Source organism: Streptomyces sp. NPDC056480 (assembly GCF_042795405.1).
GTDB lineage: Bacteria > Actinomycetota > Actinomycetes > Streptomycetales > Streptomycetaceae > Streptomyces.
This window is the reverse complement of record NZ_JBHTSA010000159.1, coordinates 1-16,438: the sequence shown is the minus strand read 5'-3', so window position 1 is coordinate 16,438 and position 16,438 is coordinate 1. Positions and strand designations below refer to the sequence as shown.

10 protein-coding genes are annotated in these 16,438 nt (G+C 73.9%); 5 read left to right on the top strand and 5 right to left on the bottom strand.

Annotated elements, in window-relative coordinates:
* Nucleotides 1–162: 162 nt before the first annotated feature.
* From ACFQ79_RS37170 to ACFQ79_RS37155, 4 genes are all read right to left on the bottom strand, one after another.
* Nucleotides 163–1,260 carry an ABC transporter substrate-binding protein gene (locus tag ACFQ79_RS37170; RefSeq protein WP_383591875.1) on the bottom strand — a complete coding sequence of 366 codons (1,098 nt, stop codon included), beginning with the start codon at nucleotides 1,258–1,260 and terminating at the stop codon, nucleotides 163–165.
* On the bottom strand, nucleotides 1,257–2,159 hold the full coding sequence (locus ACFQ79_RS37165; protein WP_383591878.1) for an ABC transporter ATP-binding protein: 903 nt from the start codon (nucleotides 2,157–2,159) through the stop codon (nucleotides 1,257–1,259). The genes ACFQ79_RS37170 and ACFQ79_RS37165 overlap by 4 nt, the downstream gene beginning before the upstream one ends.
* Before the next feature lie 74 nt (nucleotides 2,160–2,233).
* Nucleotides 2,234–3,310, bottom strand: coding sequence for a FecCD family ABC transporter permease (locus ACFQ79_RS37160; protein ID WP_383591872.1), 1,077 nt, complete (start codon nucleotides 3,308–3,310; stop codon nucleotides 2,234–2,236).
* The gene (locus ACFQ79_RS37155) at nucleotides 3,310–4,356 is read right to left on the bottom strand and encodes a FecCD family ABC transporter permease (protein ID WP_383591870.1); all 1,047 of its coding nucleotides are present in this window, start codon (nucleotides 4,354–4,356) and stop codon (nucleotides 3,310–3,312) included. The genes ACFQ79_RS37160 and ACFQ79_RS37155 overlap by 1 nt, the downstream gene beginning before the upstream one ends.
* Before the next feature lie 139 nt (nucleotides 4,357–4,495).
* On the opposite strand from ACFQ79_RS37155, the gene ACFQ79_RS37150 reads away from it, so the two are divergent.
* Complete coding sequence (locus tag ACFQ79_RS37150) at nucleotides 4,496–5,254, top strand: helix-turn-helix domain-containing protein (RefSeq protein WP_383591868.1); 759 nt, start codon at nucleotides 4,496–4,498, stop codon at nucleotides 5,252–5,254.
* A gap of 201 nt (nucleotides 5,255–5,455) precedes the next feature.
* Nucleotides 5,456–5,665, top strand: coding sequence for an MbtH family protein (locus tag ACFQ79_RS37145; protein ID WP_383591865.1), 210 nt, complete (start codon nucleotides 5,456–5,458; stop codon nucleotides 5,663–5,665).
* A gap of 92 nt (nucleotides 5,666–5,757) precedes the next feature.
* Here ACFQ79_RS37145 and ACFQ79_RS37140 read toward each other — a convergent pair whose 3' ends face one another.
* Entirely contained in the window at nucleotides 5,758–6,261 is a 504-nt protein-coding gene (locus ACFQ79_RS37140; RefSeq protein ID WP_383591862.1) for a GNAT family N-acetyltransferase, read from the bottom strand.
* A gap of 161 nt (nucleotides 6,262–6,422) precedes the next feature.
* Here ACFQ79_RS37140 and ACFQ79_RS37135 point away from each other — a divergent pair, with 161 nt between their 5' ends.
* The 3 genes from ACFQ79_RS37135 to ACFQ79_RS37125 all read left to right on the top strand — a co-directional run.
* A complete protein-coding gene (locus tag ACFQ79_RS37135) occupies nucleotides 6,423–6,692 on the top strand; it encodes a phosphopantetheine-binding protein (RefSeq protein WP_383591858.1) in 270 nt (89 codons plus the stop codon).
* Nucleotides 6,679–8,004 carry an enterobactin transporter EntS gene (gene entS / locus ACFQ79_RS37130; protein ID WP_383591855.1) on the top strand — a complete coding sequence of 442 codons (1,326 nt, stop codon included), beginning with the start codon at nucleotides 6,679–6,681 and terminating at the stop codon, nucleotides 8,002–8,004. Before ACFQ79_RS37135 ends, entS begins: the two co-directional genes overlap by 14 nt.
* 152 nt (nucleotides 8,005–8,156) lie before the next feature.
* On the top strand, nucleotides 8,157–16,438 hold an 8,282-nt coding region (locus tag ACFQ79_RS37125; RefSeq protein ID WP_383591853.1), incomplete at its 3' end, for an amino acid adenylation domain-containing protein.

Here is a 16,438-nt window from a genome sequence, read left to right as displayed (position 1 = left end):
GGGGGGGGGGGGGGGGGGGGTGTTTTGGGTGGGGCTTCGTTGGGGTCGGGGGGGGGCGGGGCCCGGGGGGGGGGGCGCCGGGGGGGGGGGGCCCCCCCCGGCCCCCCCCGGCTCGCGGGGGTGGGTGATGCGGGGTGATGCCGCTCCCTCGCGGGAGCGGCATCACGTGCCGGCGACGGCCTTGGCGAGGAGGGGGGTCAGCTTCTCGACGATCCACGGGAAGCTGAGGGCGTCGGGGTAGGCGACGGCTGAGGAGAGGGTGTTCTCCGACGGGATCACCGCGTAGTGCTTGCCCTTGACCACGGTGAGGGACTGGAAGAGCTTGTTGGTCTCCAGCTCGGAGGCGCTGAGCAGTCCGTTGTCGCCGAAGGGGTACGTCATCAGCAGGACGTCGGCCTCCAGCTCGTCCAGGTTCTCCAGGCTGACGGAGTTCTTCTCCGCGTTGTAGCCCGTGGCCTTGGCGGTCTTCTTCAGGCCGAGCTGCTCGAAGACCCCCGGGTCCTGGTCGGCGTAGGACATGAAGGTGAGCTGTTCGGGGTGGACGACCGCGTAGGTGTAGGCCTTGCCCTTGAACTCGGGGTGCGCGGCGGCGGCGTCGCCGATGGCCTTGTCGTTCGCGGCGATCACCTTGTCGGCCTCCGCCGTCATGCCCAGCGCCTTGGCGGCGTTCTTCAGCCGCTCCTGCCAGGTCAGGGTGTCGGCGTGCTTCTTGTCGGTGTACGTGACGACCGGCGCGATCGGGGCGAGCTTGGCGTAGTCCGTGTCCATGGACCAGGTGTTCATGCCGAGGATGATGTCCGGGGCCTCGGCCGCGATGGCCTCGAAGTCGGTCCCGTCGGTGTCGTCGTACGTCTTGGGCTTGCCGGCGCCGAGCTTGGTGAGCGCGCGCTGCTTGTACTCGGGGACGGGGCCGCCGTCCTCGGCGTCCGGGGTGATGACGGGGACCAGGCCGAGCGCGAGCGCGATGGAGGTGTCGCCGTCGGAGACGGTCGCCACCTTCAGGGGCTTCTTCTCGACCTCGGTCCTGCCCCAGGCGTTGGTGAGCGTGACCGGGAAGGCGGCCGCGGGCGCGGCGGCGTTGCCGGTCGGCTTGCCCGTACCGGCCTTGTCGTCCTTGCCGCCGCCGCAGCCGACGAGCAGGGTGGCGGCCGCGGCCGCGGCGACGAGGGTGCGGACGGCGGACCGTCGAGTGGTGGACCGTCGAGTGGTGGACCGTCGGGGGGCGGACCGTCGGGCGGCGGGCCTTGCGAGGCGGTTCATGATCGGTTCTCCTGCGCGTGGTGGCGGCCGAGGGGGAAGATCTGCGGCCTGGCCGTGAGGGGGTGGGGGACGACGACGCATTCCAGGCCGAACACCTCGGCCACGGTCGCCGCGTCGAGCACCTCTTCGGGCGTGCCCTGGCGGACGACACGTCCGTCGCGCATGGCGACGATGGTCGACGCGTAGAGGGCCGCCTGGTTGAGGTCGTGGGAGACGAGCACGATGGTCTTGCCCGTCTGTTCGTTTAGTTCCGCGAGGAGGTCCATCACCTCGATCTGGTGCGCGACGTCCAGATAGGTGGTGGGCTCGTCGAGGAGCAGGGTCGGGGTGTCCTGGGCGAGGGCCAGGGCGATCCACACGCGCTGCCGCTGTCCGCCGGAGAGCTGGTCGACGGGACGGTCGACGAGTCCGGCGGTGCCGGTGGCCCGGAGCGCCTCGGCGATGACGGTGTCGTCGTGGGCGTCGCGGCGCCGTCCGAACTGGCGGTGCGGGTGGCGTCCACGCCAGACCAGGTCGCCGACGGTGATGCTCTCCGGGGCGATCGGGGACTGGGGGAGCACGCCGAGCCGGCGGGCCACCTCCCGGGTGGGCAGGCGGTGGATGTCGGCGCCGTCGAGGAGGACCGATCCGGCGGTGAGGGGCAGCAGCCGGGCCATCGACTTGAGGAGGGTGGACTTGCCGCAGGCGTTCGGGCCGACGAGCGCGGTGATGCGGCCGGCCTCGATCCGTACGGAGAGGTCCTCGATGACGGGGGTGCCGCTGTATCCGGCGCTGATGCCACGGGCTTCGAGCTGATGGACCGGTTCGGTCTTCTCGGTCTTCTCGGTCTTCTCGGCCTTCACCGGCGCCGTGTCCGTCGTCTCGGTTTCGGTCTCGGTCTCGGTCTCGGTCTCGGTCATGTCCGTCTCGGGTGGGTCGGTCTCGGAGGTCGAGGGAGTCGCGGAGGTCGCGGAGGTCGGTGTCGCAGCGTGGTTCACGAGGCTCCCTGCCCGCGTCGGAGGATCAGCCAGACGAAGTAGGGCGCGCCGAGCAGCGCCGTCAGGACCCCGGTGGGCACCGGGCTGACCACGGGTGCGTGCTGCGCGAGGCCGTCGGCGCCGAGGACGACGACGGCGCCGACGGCCGGGGCGACGGCCGTCGAGCGGTCGACCCCCACCAGCCGTACGGCGATGGGCCCGCTGATGAGCGAGACGAAGCCGATGGGGCCGACGACGCTGGTGGCGAGGGCCGCGGCGGCGGCACCGAGCAGCAGGACGCCGACGCGGACCGTCGTCACCCGGGTCCCGAGTCCGGCGGCGAATCCGTCGCCCAGGGCGAGGGTGCCGAGGGACCGGCCGACCAGGAGGGCCGCGATCAGGCAGACGGCGAGGCCGAGGGCGAGGGTGGTGACCCCGTCCCAGTCCGCCGCGTTGGTGCTGCCGACGGTCCAGCGCATGGCGATGGCGATGCTCTGCTGGTCGGCCACGGTGAACAGGTAGTTGGTGTACGCGGTGCAGACCGCGCTCAGGCCGATGCCCACCAGGACGAGCCGGTACGTGTCGACCCCGCCCCGCCAGCTGAGCAGTTGGACGGCGGCGACCAGGACGAAGGAGCCGACGACCGCGGCCGCCGGGACGCCGATGCTGAAGGCCGCGGGTGCGTAGAGCAGCGCGGTCGCGGCACCGGCGCCGGCACCGGCCGAGATGCCGACGATGTCGGGGGTGGCGAGCGGGTTGCGGATGAGCCGCTGGTAGAGCGAGCCGGCCAGGCCGAAGAGGGCTCCGGCCAGAAGCGCGGCCAGCGCACGCGGCATCCGCAGCTGGAAGATCATGTAGTCGGCGAGGCCGGTGCGCAGACCGAACATGGCGGGCAGGACGTCGGCGGGGTCGACCCGGCCGATGCCGCCGAGCAGGACGGAGGCGGCCGTGAGGGCGAGCAGCGCGACGGCGAGCACGGCGGCGACCGCGGCGGTGCGGCGGTTGCGGGCGCGACGGCCGGAGCGCAGGTGCGCGACGACGGCGGGCGTGGTCGGGGTGTCCGGCCGGGTGGGCCGGGTGTCGGTCGCGGTCATCACATCTTCACCAGGTCGCGGCGGCGGGCGAGCCAGACGAAGAAGGGGGTGCCGACGATCGCGGTCATGAGGCCGACCTGGATCTCCCCGTGGTCGCGGATCAGCCGGCCCGCGGTGTCGGACGCCGTGAGCAGGACGGCGCCGACGGCCATGGAGATCGGCAGGGACCAGCGGTGGTCGGGGCCGGTGAGGAGTCGTGCGCAGTGCGCGGCGACCAGGCCGACGAAGGCCACCGGGCCGACGGCTGCGGTGGCCGCGGCGCAGAGCAGGACGGCGACGGCCGCACTGGCGAGGCGGGCGCGTTCGACCCGTACGCCGAGGGCGCGGGCGGTGTCGTCGCCGAGGCCCAGGATGTTGAGGGTGCGGCCGAGGGGCAGCGCGAGCAGCAGCCCGACGATCGCGAAGGGCATGATCTCGCCCATGATCGAGGCGCGGCCGGTGAGTTGGCCCACGGACCAGAACCGCAGGTGGGCGTAGACCTCTTCGTCGCGGATGACGAGGAGGGTGATGAGGGAGGACATCACGGCGGCGAGGGCGACGCCCGCGAGCACGAGGCCGACGGCGGAGCTGCCCGCGTCGGTACGGGTGCCGATGAGGTAGACCAGGGCCGCGGCGCAGGCGGAGCCCACGAGGGCGAGCCAGAAGTAGCCGCGGACGTCGGTGACTCCGAGGAACATGATGCCGAACACCACGAACATGGCGGCGCCTTGTTCGACGCCGAGGATTCCGGGGTCGGCGAGCGGGTTCGCGGTGAGCGCCTGCATGATCATTCCTGAGGCGCCGAGGGCGGCCCCGACGGCGAGGCCGAGCAGGGTCCTGGGGATGCGTTCGGTCCACAGGACATGGGAGTTGTACGCCTCCCCTCCCGGGTGGAGCAGGATGCGGACGACTTCCAGGGGGGAGATGTCCCGGGAGCCGAGCGCGATTCCGGCCAGCAGGGTCGCGATCACGGCCGCGGTGGCGATCACCGCGACGGTCGCGCCGCGCGAGAGCCGGGTCCGTACCGGTGGCAGCGGAGCCCTCACCGGCGGGGACGTATCTGTCATGGGATGTTCCTGTTCCTCACGGGTCGTGCAGTCACTTAGGTTACCCTTACCTAAGCTTCGACGATCCAAGTGGGAGCTCGACCGATCACACCGAGGGGCCAGGAATCCGTCCCGGCCTCCATGGACCAGGGGGTGGGCCATGGCCCAGGGAAGAACGTCCGCGACCACGGACGAGGACTTCATCACGGCGGGGGGTCACCCGACCCACACGCACGACTTCCACCAGCTGCTCTACGTGCCGCTGGGGCGGATCTCGGTCGTCACACCCGGCGCCGCCCATGAACTCACCCCGTCCGTGGCCCTCTGGATCCCCGCGGGCACCCCGCACAGCGCCCGGTTCCACCCCGACTCCCTGGTCGTCGCGGAGCCGTTCGACGCGGACATCCACGAACTCCCTTACGCGGAGCCCGCGGTGGTCCGGATCGACGAGGCACAGCGACGCCTCCTGCTCGCCCGGACCCGGGGCACGGGGACCGCCGCCGACGAGGCGTCGGCCTTCGCCACGCTGACCGGGTTCCCCTCCGCCGCCCTGCCCGCACCCCGCCCGACGAGCGACTCGGCCCGGTCCGTCGCCGGCGCGCTCCTGCGCAGGCCGGACGACCAACGCACCGCCACCGAATGGGCGGAGAGCCTCCACACCAGCTCGACCAGCCTGCGCCGCGCCTTCCGCACCGAGACGGGGCTCGCGTTCTCGGAGTGGCGCACCCGGGTCCGCCTGAACCGTTCGCTGGATCTGCTGGACCGGGGAGACCTGGTGAGCACGGTCGCGGCCCGAGTGGGATTCACCAGCACCAACGGCTACATCCTGGCCTTCCGGAAGCACTTCGGCTGCACACCGGGAGCCTGGGCGAAGGGGCGCACGGAGCACGCCGACTCCCCGCCCGGACGCGCGGCCTGAGCCGCCGTCCGGACCGCCCGGCCCCCTCGGGTGCGGGCCCCTCGACCGCTTGACACTCCCTCACCCCTCCAGGATCTTAGGCTAGCCTTACCTAATCGCTCAGGTGCCAGGGCGGCCGGGCTCTCGACCCCGCCCGGCGGTCGGCCCGTTCGGGACGACTCCCCCGCACCGCACAGCCAGCCCCCCGCAAGGAGATCCAGCATGACCGCGACCAACCCCTTCGAGGACGCCGACGCCCGCTACCTCGTGCTCGTCAACACCGAGAACCAGCACTCGCTGTGGCCGGCGTTCGCCGAGGTCCCGAACGGCTGGACCGTGGTGCACGGCGAGGACTCCCGCGAGGGCTGCGCCCGGTACGTGGACGCCCACTGGACCGACATGCGCCCCGCGAGCCTCGCGGCCCGCGCCTAGGAACACCCTCACCACAGGGCCCCCGGCACCGACTTCGGCACCGGGGGTCCGCGCCGGTACGGACCGCCCGTCCGTACCGGCCTCACCCACGCTCAGGCCAGGGCGCGCACCAGGACCCGGGAGCCCCGCGCCGGGTCGAGGCGGGCGCGCCACTCCGGGGGCGCATCCTCCTCGCCGCCCACGACGAACCCGTGGCGCAGGAAGAGCAGCCCGCTGCCGGCGGTCGCGGTGAACACCCGGGACACGCCCTGGGCCGAGGCCTCGGCGAGCACGGCCCGCAGCAGCGCGGAGCCGATGCCGCGCCCCTGATTCCCGTCCGCCACACAGAAGTTGTAGAGCACGGCGGCCGCCCGGCCGTGTGCGTCGGACCGACGGTGCAGCGCGACACAGCCCGCCAGACCTCCATGAGCGGTCTCGGCGACGAGGAATTCCGTCGCGTCACGCGCGTACCGGCTCGCGGGGCGGTCCCTCAGCGCCCCCTCGCGCACGAAGGGCACGGACAGCCGGTGCACGGCGGCGGCGTCGGACCGCCCGGCGGGGCGGACGACAACGACGGGCTCCGGCCGGAGGCCCGGGCAGGGCGTTGCTGCGGTCAACGACTTCTCACTTTCGTGGGGTTGGAGGCGGCGGATCCACCGAGGACGCCGCCGCTTGACTCCAGCACACCCTATTGAGTTAGGTAAGCCTTACCTAACTAGACTTGCCTCATCGCAGCATTCGCAGCACTTCACATGTCGGACGGGAAGAGGACACGACCATGGTCGACACGGCCGGACAGCAGGCGTTCACACGCGAGCGGCTCACGCGGGACGTCGCCGACGTGCTGTACGTCGACCCCTCGGAGGTCGAGCCCGACGAGAGCCTCATCGAGCAGGGGCTCGACTCGATCCGCCTGATGACCCTGGTCGAGGGCTGGCGCGCGGACGGCGCGGAGATCAGCTTCGTGGACCTCGCCGAACGCCCCACCCTGGACGCCTGGTTCGAACTGCTGGGCAGCCCGACGGGAGCACCCCGTGCGCGCCGGTGACCTCCTCGTCGACATCGGCCCGCTGCGGACCAGCCGCGACTTCCGGGCGATCTTCATCGCCCGCGTGGTCTCGCTGTTCGGTCTCGGCATGGCCACCGTGGCCCTCTCCGCCCAGGTCTTCGGCATGACGCGCTCCACCTTCGGGGTCGCCGTCGTCGGCATGATCATGAGCGTCACGGTCCTCGTCGGCTCCCTGTGGGGCGGCTGGATGGCCGACCGGACCGACCGGCGGACGCTGATCCTCTGGGCCCGCGGTTCCGCCGCACTCGCCTTCGCCGGCCTCGCGGTCAACGCCTTCCTGCCCACCGCGGAGCTGTGGGCGATCTACCTCTGCGTCGCCTGGGACGGACTGGCCACCGGAGTGAGCGTCACCGCGCTCATGGCGGTCGCGCCGACCCTGGTCCGCCCGGACCAACTGCCCGCCGCCGGCGCCCTGATCTCCCTCACCGGCGAGATCGGCTCCGTCACCGCCCCGTTCATCGGCGGAGTCCTGCTCGCCGCGTCGGGCCCGGGACCGGTGTTCGCCTTCACCGCGGTCACCACCGGCATCACCACCCTGCTGCTCCTCCGGTTGCGCCCGCTGCCCCCGTTCAAGGACGAGGAGGGCGGCCCCGACGGTGCCGAGGACTCGGGTTCGCCGCTCGCCGCCTTCCGGTTCGCCGTGCGCAACCGCGTCGTCGGCGGCCTGGTGGCCCTCGGCGGCGTGACCGCCCTGTTCAACATGCCGGTCGTGCTCTTCCCCGAGCTGGTCTACACCGAGTTCGGCGGCGGCGACGTGATGCTGGGCGTGCTCTACACCGCCCCGGCCTGCGGCGCGATCCTCGTCTCCGCGACGAGCGGCTGGATCACCCGGGCCGCCCGCCCCGGACGGCTCCTCCTGACCGCCGCGTTCGTCGGGGGTCTGGCCATCATCGGCTTCGGCCTCAGCGGCAGCGCCGCCGTCGCCTTCGCCATGCTGGTGGTGGGCGGCGCGGCCGGAACGGTCTACGAGATCCTCGAGTACGCCCTCGTCCAGCACAACACGCCGGACCGGCTGCGCGGCCGGATCGTCAGCGTCATCACCGCCCAGGGCACCGCGGGCGATGTCGTCGGCGACGTCGAAGTGGCCCTGGTCGCGCGGTGGTTCAGCCCGGCCGGGGCGGCGATCGTCAACGGCGCCGTCTGCGCCGCCGCCGCCCTGGTCGTGGCCGCCACCGTCCCCGGACTGCGCAGGGCGACCCTGCCCCGCGAGGAACCCGACGACGACGCGCCGCCCACCGGCGACGGCGAGGCCCCGGTCCCCGCGGGGGACATCCGGCCCGCCGCCGCCTGACCCCGGCCGGGGAACCCGCGCCACCGGGCGCCCCACCGCGGGCCCCGCGCCTTCCCCGGCCGCACTCCCCCTTCACCTCCCCGCCCCCCTCCTCGCCTTTCCTTCCCACGGACGGACACCGATCCGCCGCGGGCGAACCTGGAGCAAGATCCATGACCGAGCGTGCTTTGCGGCGTCTCCCCCTCACCGGGGCTCAGACCGGTGTCTGGTACGGGCAGCGGCTCGCCCCCGACTCCCCGGTCTACAACGTCGGCCAGTACGTCGAGATCGACGGCACGCTCGACGTGACCCTCTTCGAGGCGGCCGTCCGCCGCGTCGTCGACGAGTGCGAGACCCTCACCGTCCGCTTCACGGAGGACGAGTCGGGCACCCCCTGGCAGATCCTGGCCCAAGAGCCCTGCCGGGCACCGGTCCTGGAGGTGGTCGACCACCGGGCGGAGCCCGACCCGACGGCCGCCGCGCTCGCCCGGATGCGCGCCGACATGGGCGCGCCCGCCGACCCGGCCGGCGCTCCGCTCTTCGCGTTCGCCCTGCACATCGTGGCCCCCGGCCGCACCCTCTGGTACCAGCGCGTCCACCACATCGCGCTCGACGCCTACGGCTTCTCGCTGGTCTCCCGCCGCACCGCCGAGGTCTACTCGGCGCTCGCAAGGGGCGAGGAGCCCGGGCCGACCCCGTTCGGTCCACTGTCCGCCGTACTGGACGAGGAGAGCGCCTACCGCGACAGCGAGCGGTACGCCGAGGACCGCGCCCACTGGCTGGCCCGTCTCGAGGGCCGCACCGCCCACGAGCCGCTCTCCGGCGCCTCGTTCCCGGCGGCGCCCGACTTCCTGCGCGCCGAGGCCGTCGTCGGCCCCGAGGCCACCGCCGGTCTGCTCGCCCTCGCCCGGACCGCCCGCTCCACCTGGGCCGACGTCGTGACGGCGGCGTTCGCCGCCTTCCTGTACCGCTCGACCGGCGACCGCGACGTACTCCTGTCGCTGCCCGCGATGGCCCGGCTCGGCTCAGCCTCCCTCTCGGTCCCGGCGATGGTCGTCAACGTACTGCCGCTGCGCGTCGCGGTACGGCCCGGGCAACCGCTGACCGAACTGGTCGCCGCGGTGGCGGACGGCGTCCGTGACCTCCGCCGCCACCAGCGCTACCGCGCCGAGGACATCCGACGCGACCTCGGTCTCGTCGGCGGCGACCGGGGCCCGCTCGGTCCCCTGGTCAACGTGAAGGCCTTCGACAACGCCCTCGCCTTCGCCGGTTCGCCCGGTTCCGTGCACAACATCGCCGCGGGCCCGGTGGACGACCTCACCCTCGCCGTCCACCACGACGCCGCCGAGGGCCGCATCCGCCTCGAACTCGACGCCAACCCCCTTGCCTACGACGCCACTTCGCTCGCGGCGCGGGCCGCCGAGTTCGCCCGCTTCCTCACCGAGGCCGCCACCGCCGGCCCCGACGCCCCCGTCGGCCGTCCCGACCTGGTGGACGCCGAGCGGCGGGCCGCCCTGCGGGAGGCGGCCGCCGCGACGGAGCGGGAGATCGAGCCCGGCACGGTCGTGGACGCCTTCGCCGCGCGGGCCCTCGCCCACCCGGACGGGACCGCTCTCATCGCGGGCCGGGACGAGCTCACGTACGCGGAGCTCGACGCCCGCGCCAACACGCTGGCCCGGCTGCTCGTCGCGCGCGGCGTCGGACCGGAGTCCTTCGTCGGCCTCGCCCTGCCGCGCGGCACCGACCTCGTCGTCGCCCTCCTCGCCGTCCTCAAGGCGGGCGGCGCCTATCTGCCGCTCGACCTGGACTACCCCGCGGACCGCCTGGAGTTCATGGTCCGCGACGCCCGGCCGGTCTGCGTGCTCACCACCCTCGCGGGGGCTCCGGACGCGCCGGACGTGCGCGGCACCGAGACCGTCGTCCTGGACGCGCCCGACACCCTGGCCGCGCTCGCGGACCTCTCCCCCGCCCCGCTCGGCGGGACCGAGGCGCCCGCGCTCTCCGGCGACCACCCGGCGTACGTCATCCACACCTCGGGCTCCACCGGACGCCCCAAGGGCGTCGTCGTCCCGCACGCCGCGCTCGCCAACTTCCTCCGGATGCAGGCCCACGAGCTGGCCATGGCCCCCGGCGAGCGGCTCGTCGCCGTCACCACGATCTCCTTCGACATCGCCGCGCTCGAACTGCACGTCCCGCTCGTCAGCGGTGCGACGGTGGTGCTCGCCGACCGTGACACCGTCCGCGACCCGGCCGCGCTCGCCGCCCTCGTCGACACCCACCGGCCGGCGGTCATGCAGGCCACTCCGTCGCTGTGGCACGCCCTTCTGGAGGACGGCCGGCCGGAGAGCCTCGGTACGACGAAGGTGCTCGTCGGCGGCGAGGCGCTGCCCGCCGCACTGGCCGGGCGACTGGCCCGTACCGCCGCGTCCGTCACCAACGTGTACGGGCCGACGGAGGTCACCGTCTGGGCCACCTCCGCCGTCCTGCCCCCCGACCACACCGGCACCCCTGACATCGGCCTGCCCTTCTGGAACACCCGCGCCCACGTCCTCGACGGCGCCCTGCGCCCCACCCCGGACGGCCGCCCCGGTGAGCTGTACCTCGCGGGCGCCCAGCTGGCCCGCGGCTATCTCGGCCGCTTCGCGCTGACCGCCGAGCGGTTCGTCGCCGACCCGTACGGCCCGCCCGGCAGCCGTATGTACCGCACCGGTGACCTGGTGCGCCGCCGCCCCGACGGTCGCATCGACTTCCTCGGCCGCGCCGACGACCAGGTCAAGGTCCGCGGCTTCCGCATCGAACTCGGCGAGATCGAGCACGTCCTGACGGACCGTCCGGAGATCGCGCGAGCGGTCGTCGTGGTGCGCGAGGACGTGCCGGGCTCGCAGCTCCTGGTCGGCTACGTGACCGCCGCCGACGGCGGCGCCCCGGACCCCGACACCCTGCGACAGGCCTCCGCCGGGCGGCTTCCCGCCTACATGGTGCCGTCCGCGGTGGTGGTCCTCGACTCCTTCCCGCTCACCGCCAACGGCAAGATCGACCGCCGGTCGCTGCCCGCCCCCGACCTCGCCGGGCTCGCCGCCGCCGGCGGCCGGGCCCCGCGCGACGCCCGCGAGGAGATCGTCACCGGTGTCTTCGCCGACGTCCTGGAGCTGGAGTCGGCCGGTCCCGACGACGACTTCTTCGACCTCGGCGGCCACTCCCTGCTCGCCGGCCGGGTGGCCGCCCGGGTCCGCGGTGCCCTGGGCACCGAGTGCGGGGTGCGGGACGTCTTCGAGACCCGTACGCCCGCGGCCCTCGCCGAACGCCTCGGCGCCCGTGCGGAGTCCGCGGCCCGGCCGGCGCTCACCGCCGGCGTCCGGCCCGAGGTGCTCCCGCTCTCCCACGCGCAGCGCCGGCTGTGGTTCCTCCACCAGATGGAGGGGCCGAGCACCACGTACAACATCCCGTTCGTCGCCCGCTTCGACGAACTCCTCGACACGGAGGCGCTGGACGCCGCGCTGTGGGACGTCGTGGCCCGCCACGAGGCTCTGCGCACGGTCTTCGCCGACCGTGACGGCGAGCCCGCCCAGCGGATCCTCGCCCCCGAGGACGCGGACGTCCGCGTGCGGGTGGAGGAGACCGACCGGGAGCGGTTCGACACGGTGGTGGAGGGCGCTCTCGGCCGTCTCCTCGACCTGTCGACCGAGGCCCCGGTACGGGTGACGGTGGTACGCGACACCGAGGGCGGCGCCGACGCCCTGGTGGTCGTGCTGCACCACATCGCGAGCGACGAGTGGTCCATGGGACCGTTCCTGAGCGGTCTTGAGCGGGCCTACGCGGCGCGGCGCGCGGGCCACGCCCCGGACTTCGCGCGACCCGAGGCCGGACTCCCCGTCCAGTACGCCGACTTCGCGCTCTGGCAGCGCGACCTCCTCGGCGATCCGACCGACCCCACGTCCCTGACTACACGTCAGGCCGCCTACTGGCGCGAGGCTCTGGCCGGACTCCCCGCCGAACAGCCGCTGCCCACCGACCGGCCCCGGCCCGCCGTCGCGAGCAACGCGGGCGGCATGGTGCACCGCCAGGTGCCGGCCGCGCTCGCCACGCAGGTCCGCGGGCTCGCCCGCGAGTCCGGCAGCAGCGTCTTCATGGTCGTCCACGCGGCCGTCGCCGCCCTGCTCCACCGCCTCGGCGCGGGAGACGACATCCCGCTCGGCAGCCCCGTCGCGGGCCGCTCCGACCCGGCGCTCGACGAGCTCGTCGGCTTCTTCGTCAACACGGTCGTGCTCCGCGCGGACCTCTCGGGCGACCCCTCCTTCGCGACGCTCCTGGAGCGGGTCCGCGCCGCCGACCTGGCCGCGCTCGACCACTCCGACCTGCCGTTCGACACGGTCGTGGAGACCGTCAACCCGGTCCGCTCCCTGACCCGGCACCCGCTCTTCCAGACCATGGTGTCGCACAGCACCGTCACCCAGGACGTCCGCGCCCTCTTCGGCCTCGACGCGCGCGTGGACCGGGTCGACCCCGGCGTGACCAAGTTCGACCTCGACATCACGTTCTCCGACACCGCCCACGGCGAGGCGCTCGACCTGGAGGTGTTCTACTCCTCCGCCCTCTTCGACCGGGAGACCGTCGAGACGCTCGCCGAACGGCTCCTGCGCCTCCTCACGGAGGCCGTGGCCGACCCCGCGGCCCCGGTCTCCTCGTACGAGCTGCGCTCCGGCACCGAGCGGGACCTCCTGGAGCGGTGGAACGACACCGCGGTCGCCCACCCCGGCGAGAGCGTGGTCGAGGTCCTCGACCGGCGGATCGCCGACACCCCCGAGGCCGTCGCCCTGGTCTGCGGCGACGCGCGGCTCACCTTCGCCGAGTTCGGCGAGCGGGTGTCGCGGCTCGCACTGCTGCTCGCCGAGGAGGGTGCGGGCCCCGACGCGGTCGTGGCGCTCGCCGTGCCCCGGTCCGCCGACGCCGTCGTGGCCGCCTTCGCGGTCCTCAAGGCCGGCGGCGCCTACCTGCCCCTCGACCTCGACCACCCGGCCGAACGCCTGGAGTACATGCTGCGGGACGCGGCACCCGTCTGCGCCGTCACCACGACGTCCGTCGACGGCACGGTGCCGGAGCTGCCCGGAGTGACCCGGCTCGTCCTGGACGACCCGGTGGTACGGGCCCGGCTCACGGCCGCCTCCGGTCCCGCGCCGCGCGCGCCGCGCCCCGACGACCTGGCGTACGTCATCTACACGTCGGGCTCCACCGGCCGCCCCAAGGGCGTCGGCCTGCACCACGCCGGTCTGGCCAACCTGTATCGGGACCACGAGCGCGAGCTGTACCGTCCGGTCGCCGAGCGTCTGGGGCGGCGGGTCCGCGCCCTGCACACCGCCTCCTTCTCCTTCGACTCCTCCTGGGAGCAGCTCCTCTGGCTGATCGCCGGGCACGAGCTGCACGTCCTGGACGAGTACGGCCGCCGGGACGCCGACGCCGTCGTGGCCCGGGTGCGCGAGCAGCGGATCGACGCGCTCGACGTCACCCCCTCGTACGGCCGCCATCTGCTCGACGCCGGGCTCCTCACCGGTGACTGGCGGCCCCCGCTGTTCCTCCTCGGCGGCGAGGCGGTTCCGCCCGCCCTGTGGACCGAACTCCGGTCGGTCCCCGGGGTGGAGACCGTCAACTACTACGGGCCCACCGAGTTCACGGTCGACGCGCTCGTCGCCCGCGTCGCGGAGTGCGCGACGCCCGTCGTCGGCCGCCCGCTCGACAACACCCGGGCCCACGTCCTGGACGCCGGTCTCCGGCCCGTCCCGCCCGGCGTCCCGGGCGAGCTGTACCTCGCGGGCGTCCAGAACGCGCGCGGCTACCTGGGACGGGCCGCCCTCACGGCGGAGCGCTTCGTCGCGGACCCGTACGGGCCCTCCGGCAGCCGCATGTACCGCACCGGCGACGTGGTCCGCCGTCGCACCGACGGCCTGATCGAGTTCCTCGGCCGCGTCGACGACCAGGTGAAGATCCGCGGCTTCCGCGTCGAGCTGGGCGAGGTCGAGGCGGCCCTCACGGCCCACCCCGACGTGGCCTCGGCCGCCGCCCTCGTCCGCGAGGACACCCCCGGCGTGCCCCGCCTCGTGGCGTACGTGACCGGCACGGCCGACCCGGTGGAGGTGCGCCGCACCCTCGCCGACGAGCTGCCGGAGTACATGGTCCCCGCGGCGGTCGTCACCCTGGACGTCCTCCCGGTGAACGTGAACGGCAAGCTCGACCGGGCGGCCCTGCCCGTCCCCGCCCTCACGGCGGCCGAGCCTTCGCGGGCCCCGCACGGAGACGCGGAGGAACGTCTCGCCTCCGTCTACGCCGAGGTGCTCGGGCTCGCGTCCGTCGGCGCCGAGGACGACTTCTTCGCCCTCGGCGGCCACTCGCTGCTCGCCACCCGGGTCGTCGCCCGGGTCCGCGCCACCGGTACGGCGTGCACCGTACGGGACGTCTTCGAGGCGCGGACGGTCGCGGCGCTCGCGGCCCGCCTCGCGAAACGCGCCGCGCACGGCCGCCCCGTCCTGACCCGGGCCGCCGAACGCCCGGAGCTGCTCCCGCTCTCCTCCGCCCAGCGGCGGCTGTGGTTCCTGCACCGCGTGGAGGGGCCGAGCGCCACCTACGACATCCCGCTCGCCCTGCGGATGCGGGACGCGGTGGACGGGCCCGCCCTGCGGGCGGCGCTCGGGGACGTGGTGGCGCGGCACGAGGTGCTGCGGACCGTGTTCACGGAGATCGACGGGGAGCCGTACCAGCGGATCCTCGAGCCCGGTGAGGCCGAGGTGCCGTTCGCGGTCCGGCGCGTGCCGGCCGCCGACCTGCCGGAGCTCGTGGAGGCCGCGGCGACCGAGGTGTTCGACCTGACGGCCGACATCCCCGTGCGCGCGGTCCTCTTCGACACCTCCGACGACGACCACGTCCTGGTCGTGCTGCTGCACCACATCGCGACGGACGAGTGGTCCACGGGCCCGCTCCTCGCGGACCTCGACACCGCCTACAAGGCCCGTACGGCCGGCCACGCGCCGGAGTTCGCGCCGCTGCCCGTCCAGTACGCCGACTACGCCCTCTGGCAGCGCGAACTCCTCGGCGACGCGGAGGACACGGAGTCCCTGGCGGCCCGCCAGGCCGCCTACTGGCGCGAGAACCTCACCGGACTCCCCGAGGAACTGACCCTCCCCACCGACCGGCCACGCCCCGCCACACCCTCGTACCGCGGCGACACGGTCACGGCGGAGCTGCCCACCGAGCTGGTCACCGCACTCGACCGGCTGGTGGCGGAGTCCGGCGCGACGATGTTCATGGTCGTGCACGCCGCCGTCGCGACCCTCCTGCACCGGCTCGGCGCGGGCGACGACATCCCCGTCGGCACCCCGGTCGCCGGCCGGGGCGACAGCGCCCTGGACGAACTCGTCGGATTCTTCGTCAACACGGCCGTCCTGCGCACCGATCTCGGCGGCGGCCCGACCTTCGAGGAGCTGCTCCGCAGGGTGCGGACCACGGACCTGGCCGCGCTCGATCACGCGGACCTGCCCTTCGACGCCGTCGTCGAGACGGTCAACCCCGCCCGCTCCCTCTCCCGTCACCCGCTCTTCCAGACGATGGTGGCGTACGAGGGCGGCGGTCCGGACACCTCCCGTCTCCTCGGGACGGACACCGAGGAGTACGAAGTCCGGGGCGGCGCGGCCAAGTTCGACCTGGAGATCCTCTTCAGGCGCACGGACCGGGCGGGTAGGCCCGGCATGACCTGCGGCGTGCGTTACGCCACGGACCTGTTCGAACGCGCCGGCGCCGAGCAGCTGACGGTACGTCTGCTCCGCCTGATCCAGGGCCTGGTGGCGTCACCCAATGCTCCCGTCGACTCGATCGACCTCATGGACACGGCCGAACGGGAGCGACTCGACGGCTGGAACGACACCGCACACGTCCTGGACGGGCCCGCGAACCTGGCCGAGCTCGTCGCCGCCGGGGCCACGAGCCCGAAGGGACCCGCCCTGGTCTTCGAGGGCGAAGAACTCTCCCGTACCGACTTCGACGCGCGCGTCAACCGCCTCGCCCGCCTGCTGGTCAGGCGCGGAGTCGGACCGGAGTCCGTCGTCGGCGTCGCCCTCCCCCGCTCCTTCGACCTCCTCGTCTCCCTCCACGCCGTCGTCCGCGCGGGCGGCGCGTACCTCCCGCTCGACCTCACCCTTCCCGCCGACCGCCTCACCCATATGACGGACACCGCCGCGCCGGTGTGCGTGCTGACCGACCTGGAGTGGCTCGGAGCGCTTCCCCTGGCCTGCGAGGCCGAGCCGGTCGTCCTGGACGCCCCCGAGATCCGGGCGGAGCTGGAGGAACTCCCGGACGCGGAGGTGACGGACGCCGACCGGCTCGCGCCGCTGCTGCCGCACCACCCGGCGTACGTCATCTTCACCTCGGGCTCGACGGGCCGCCCGAAGGGCGTCATGGTCGAGCACCGGGC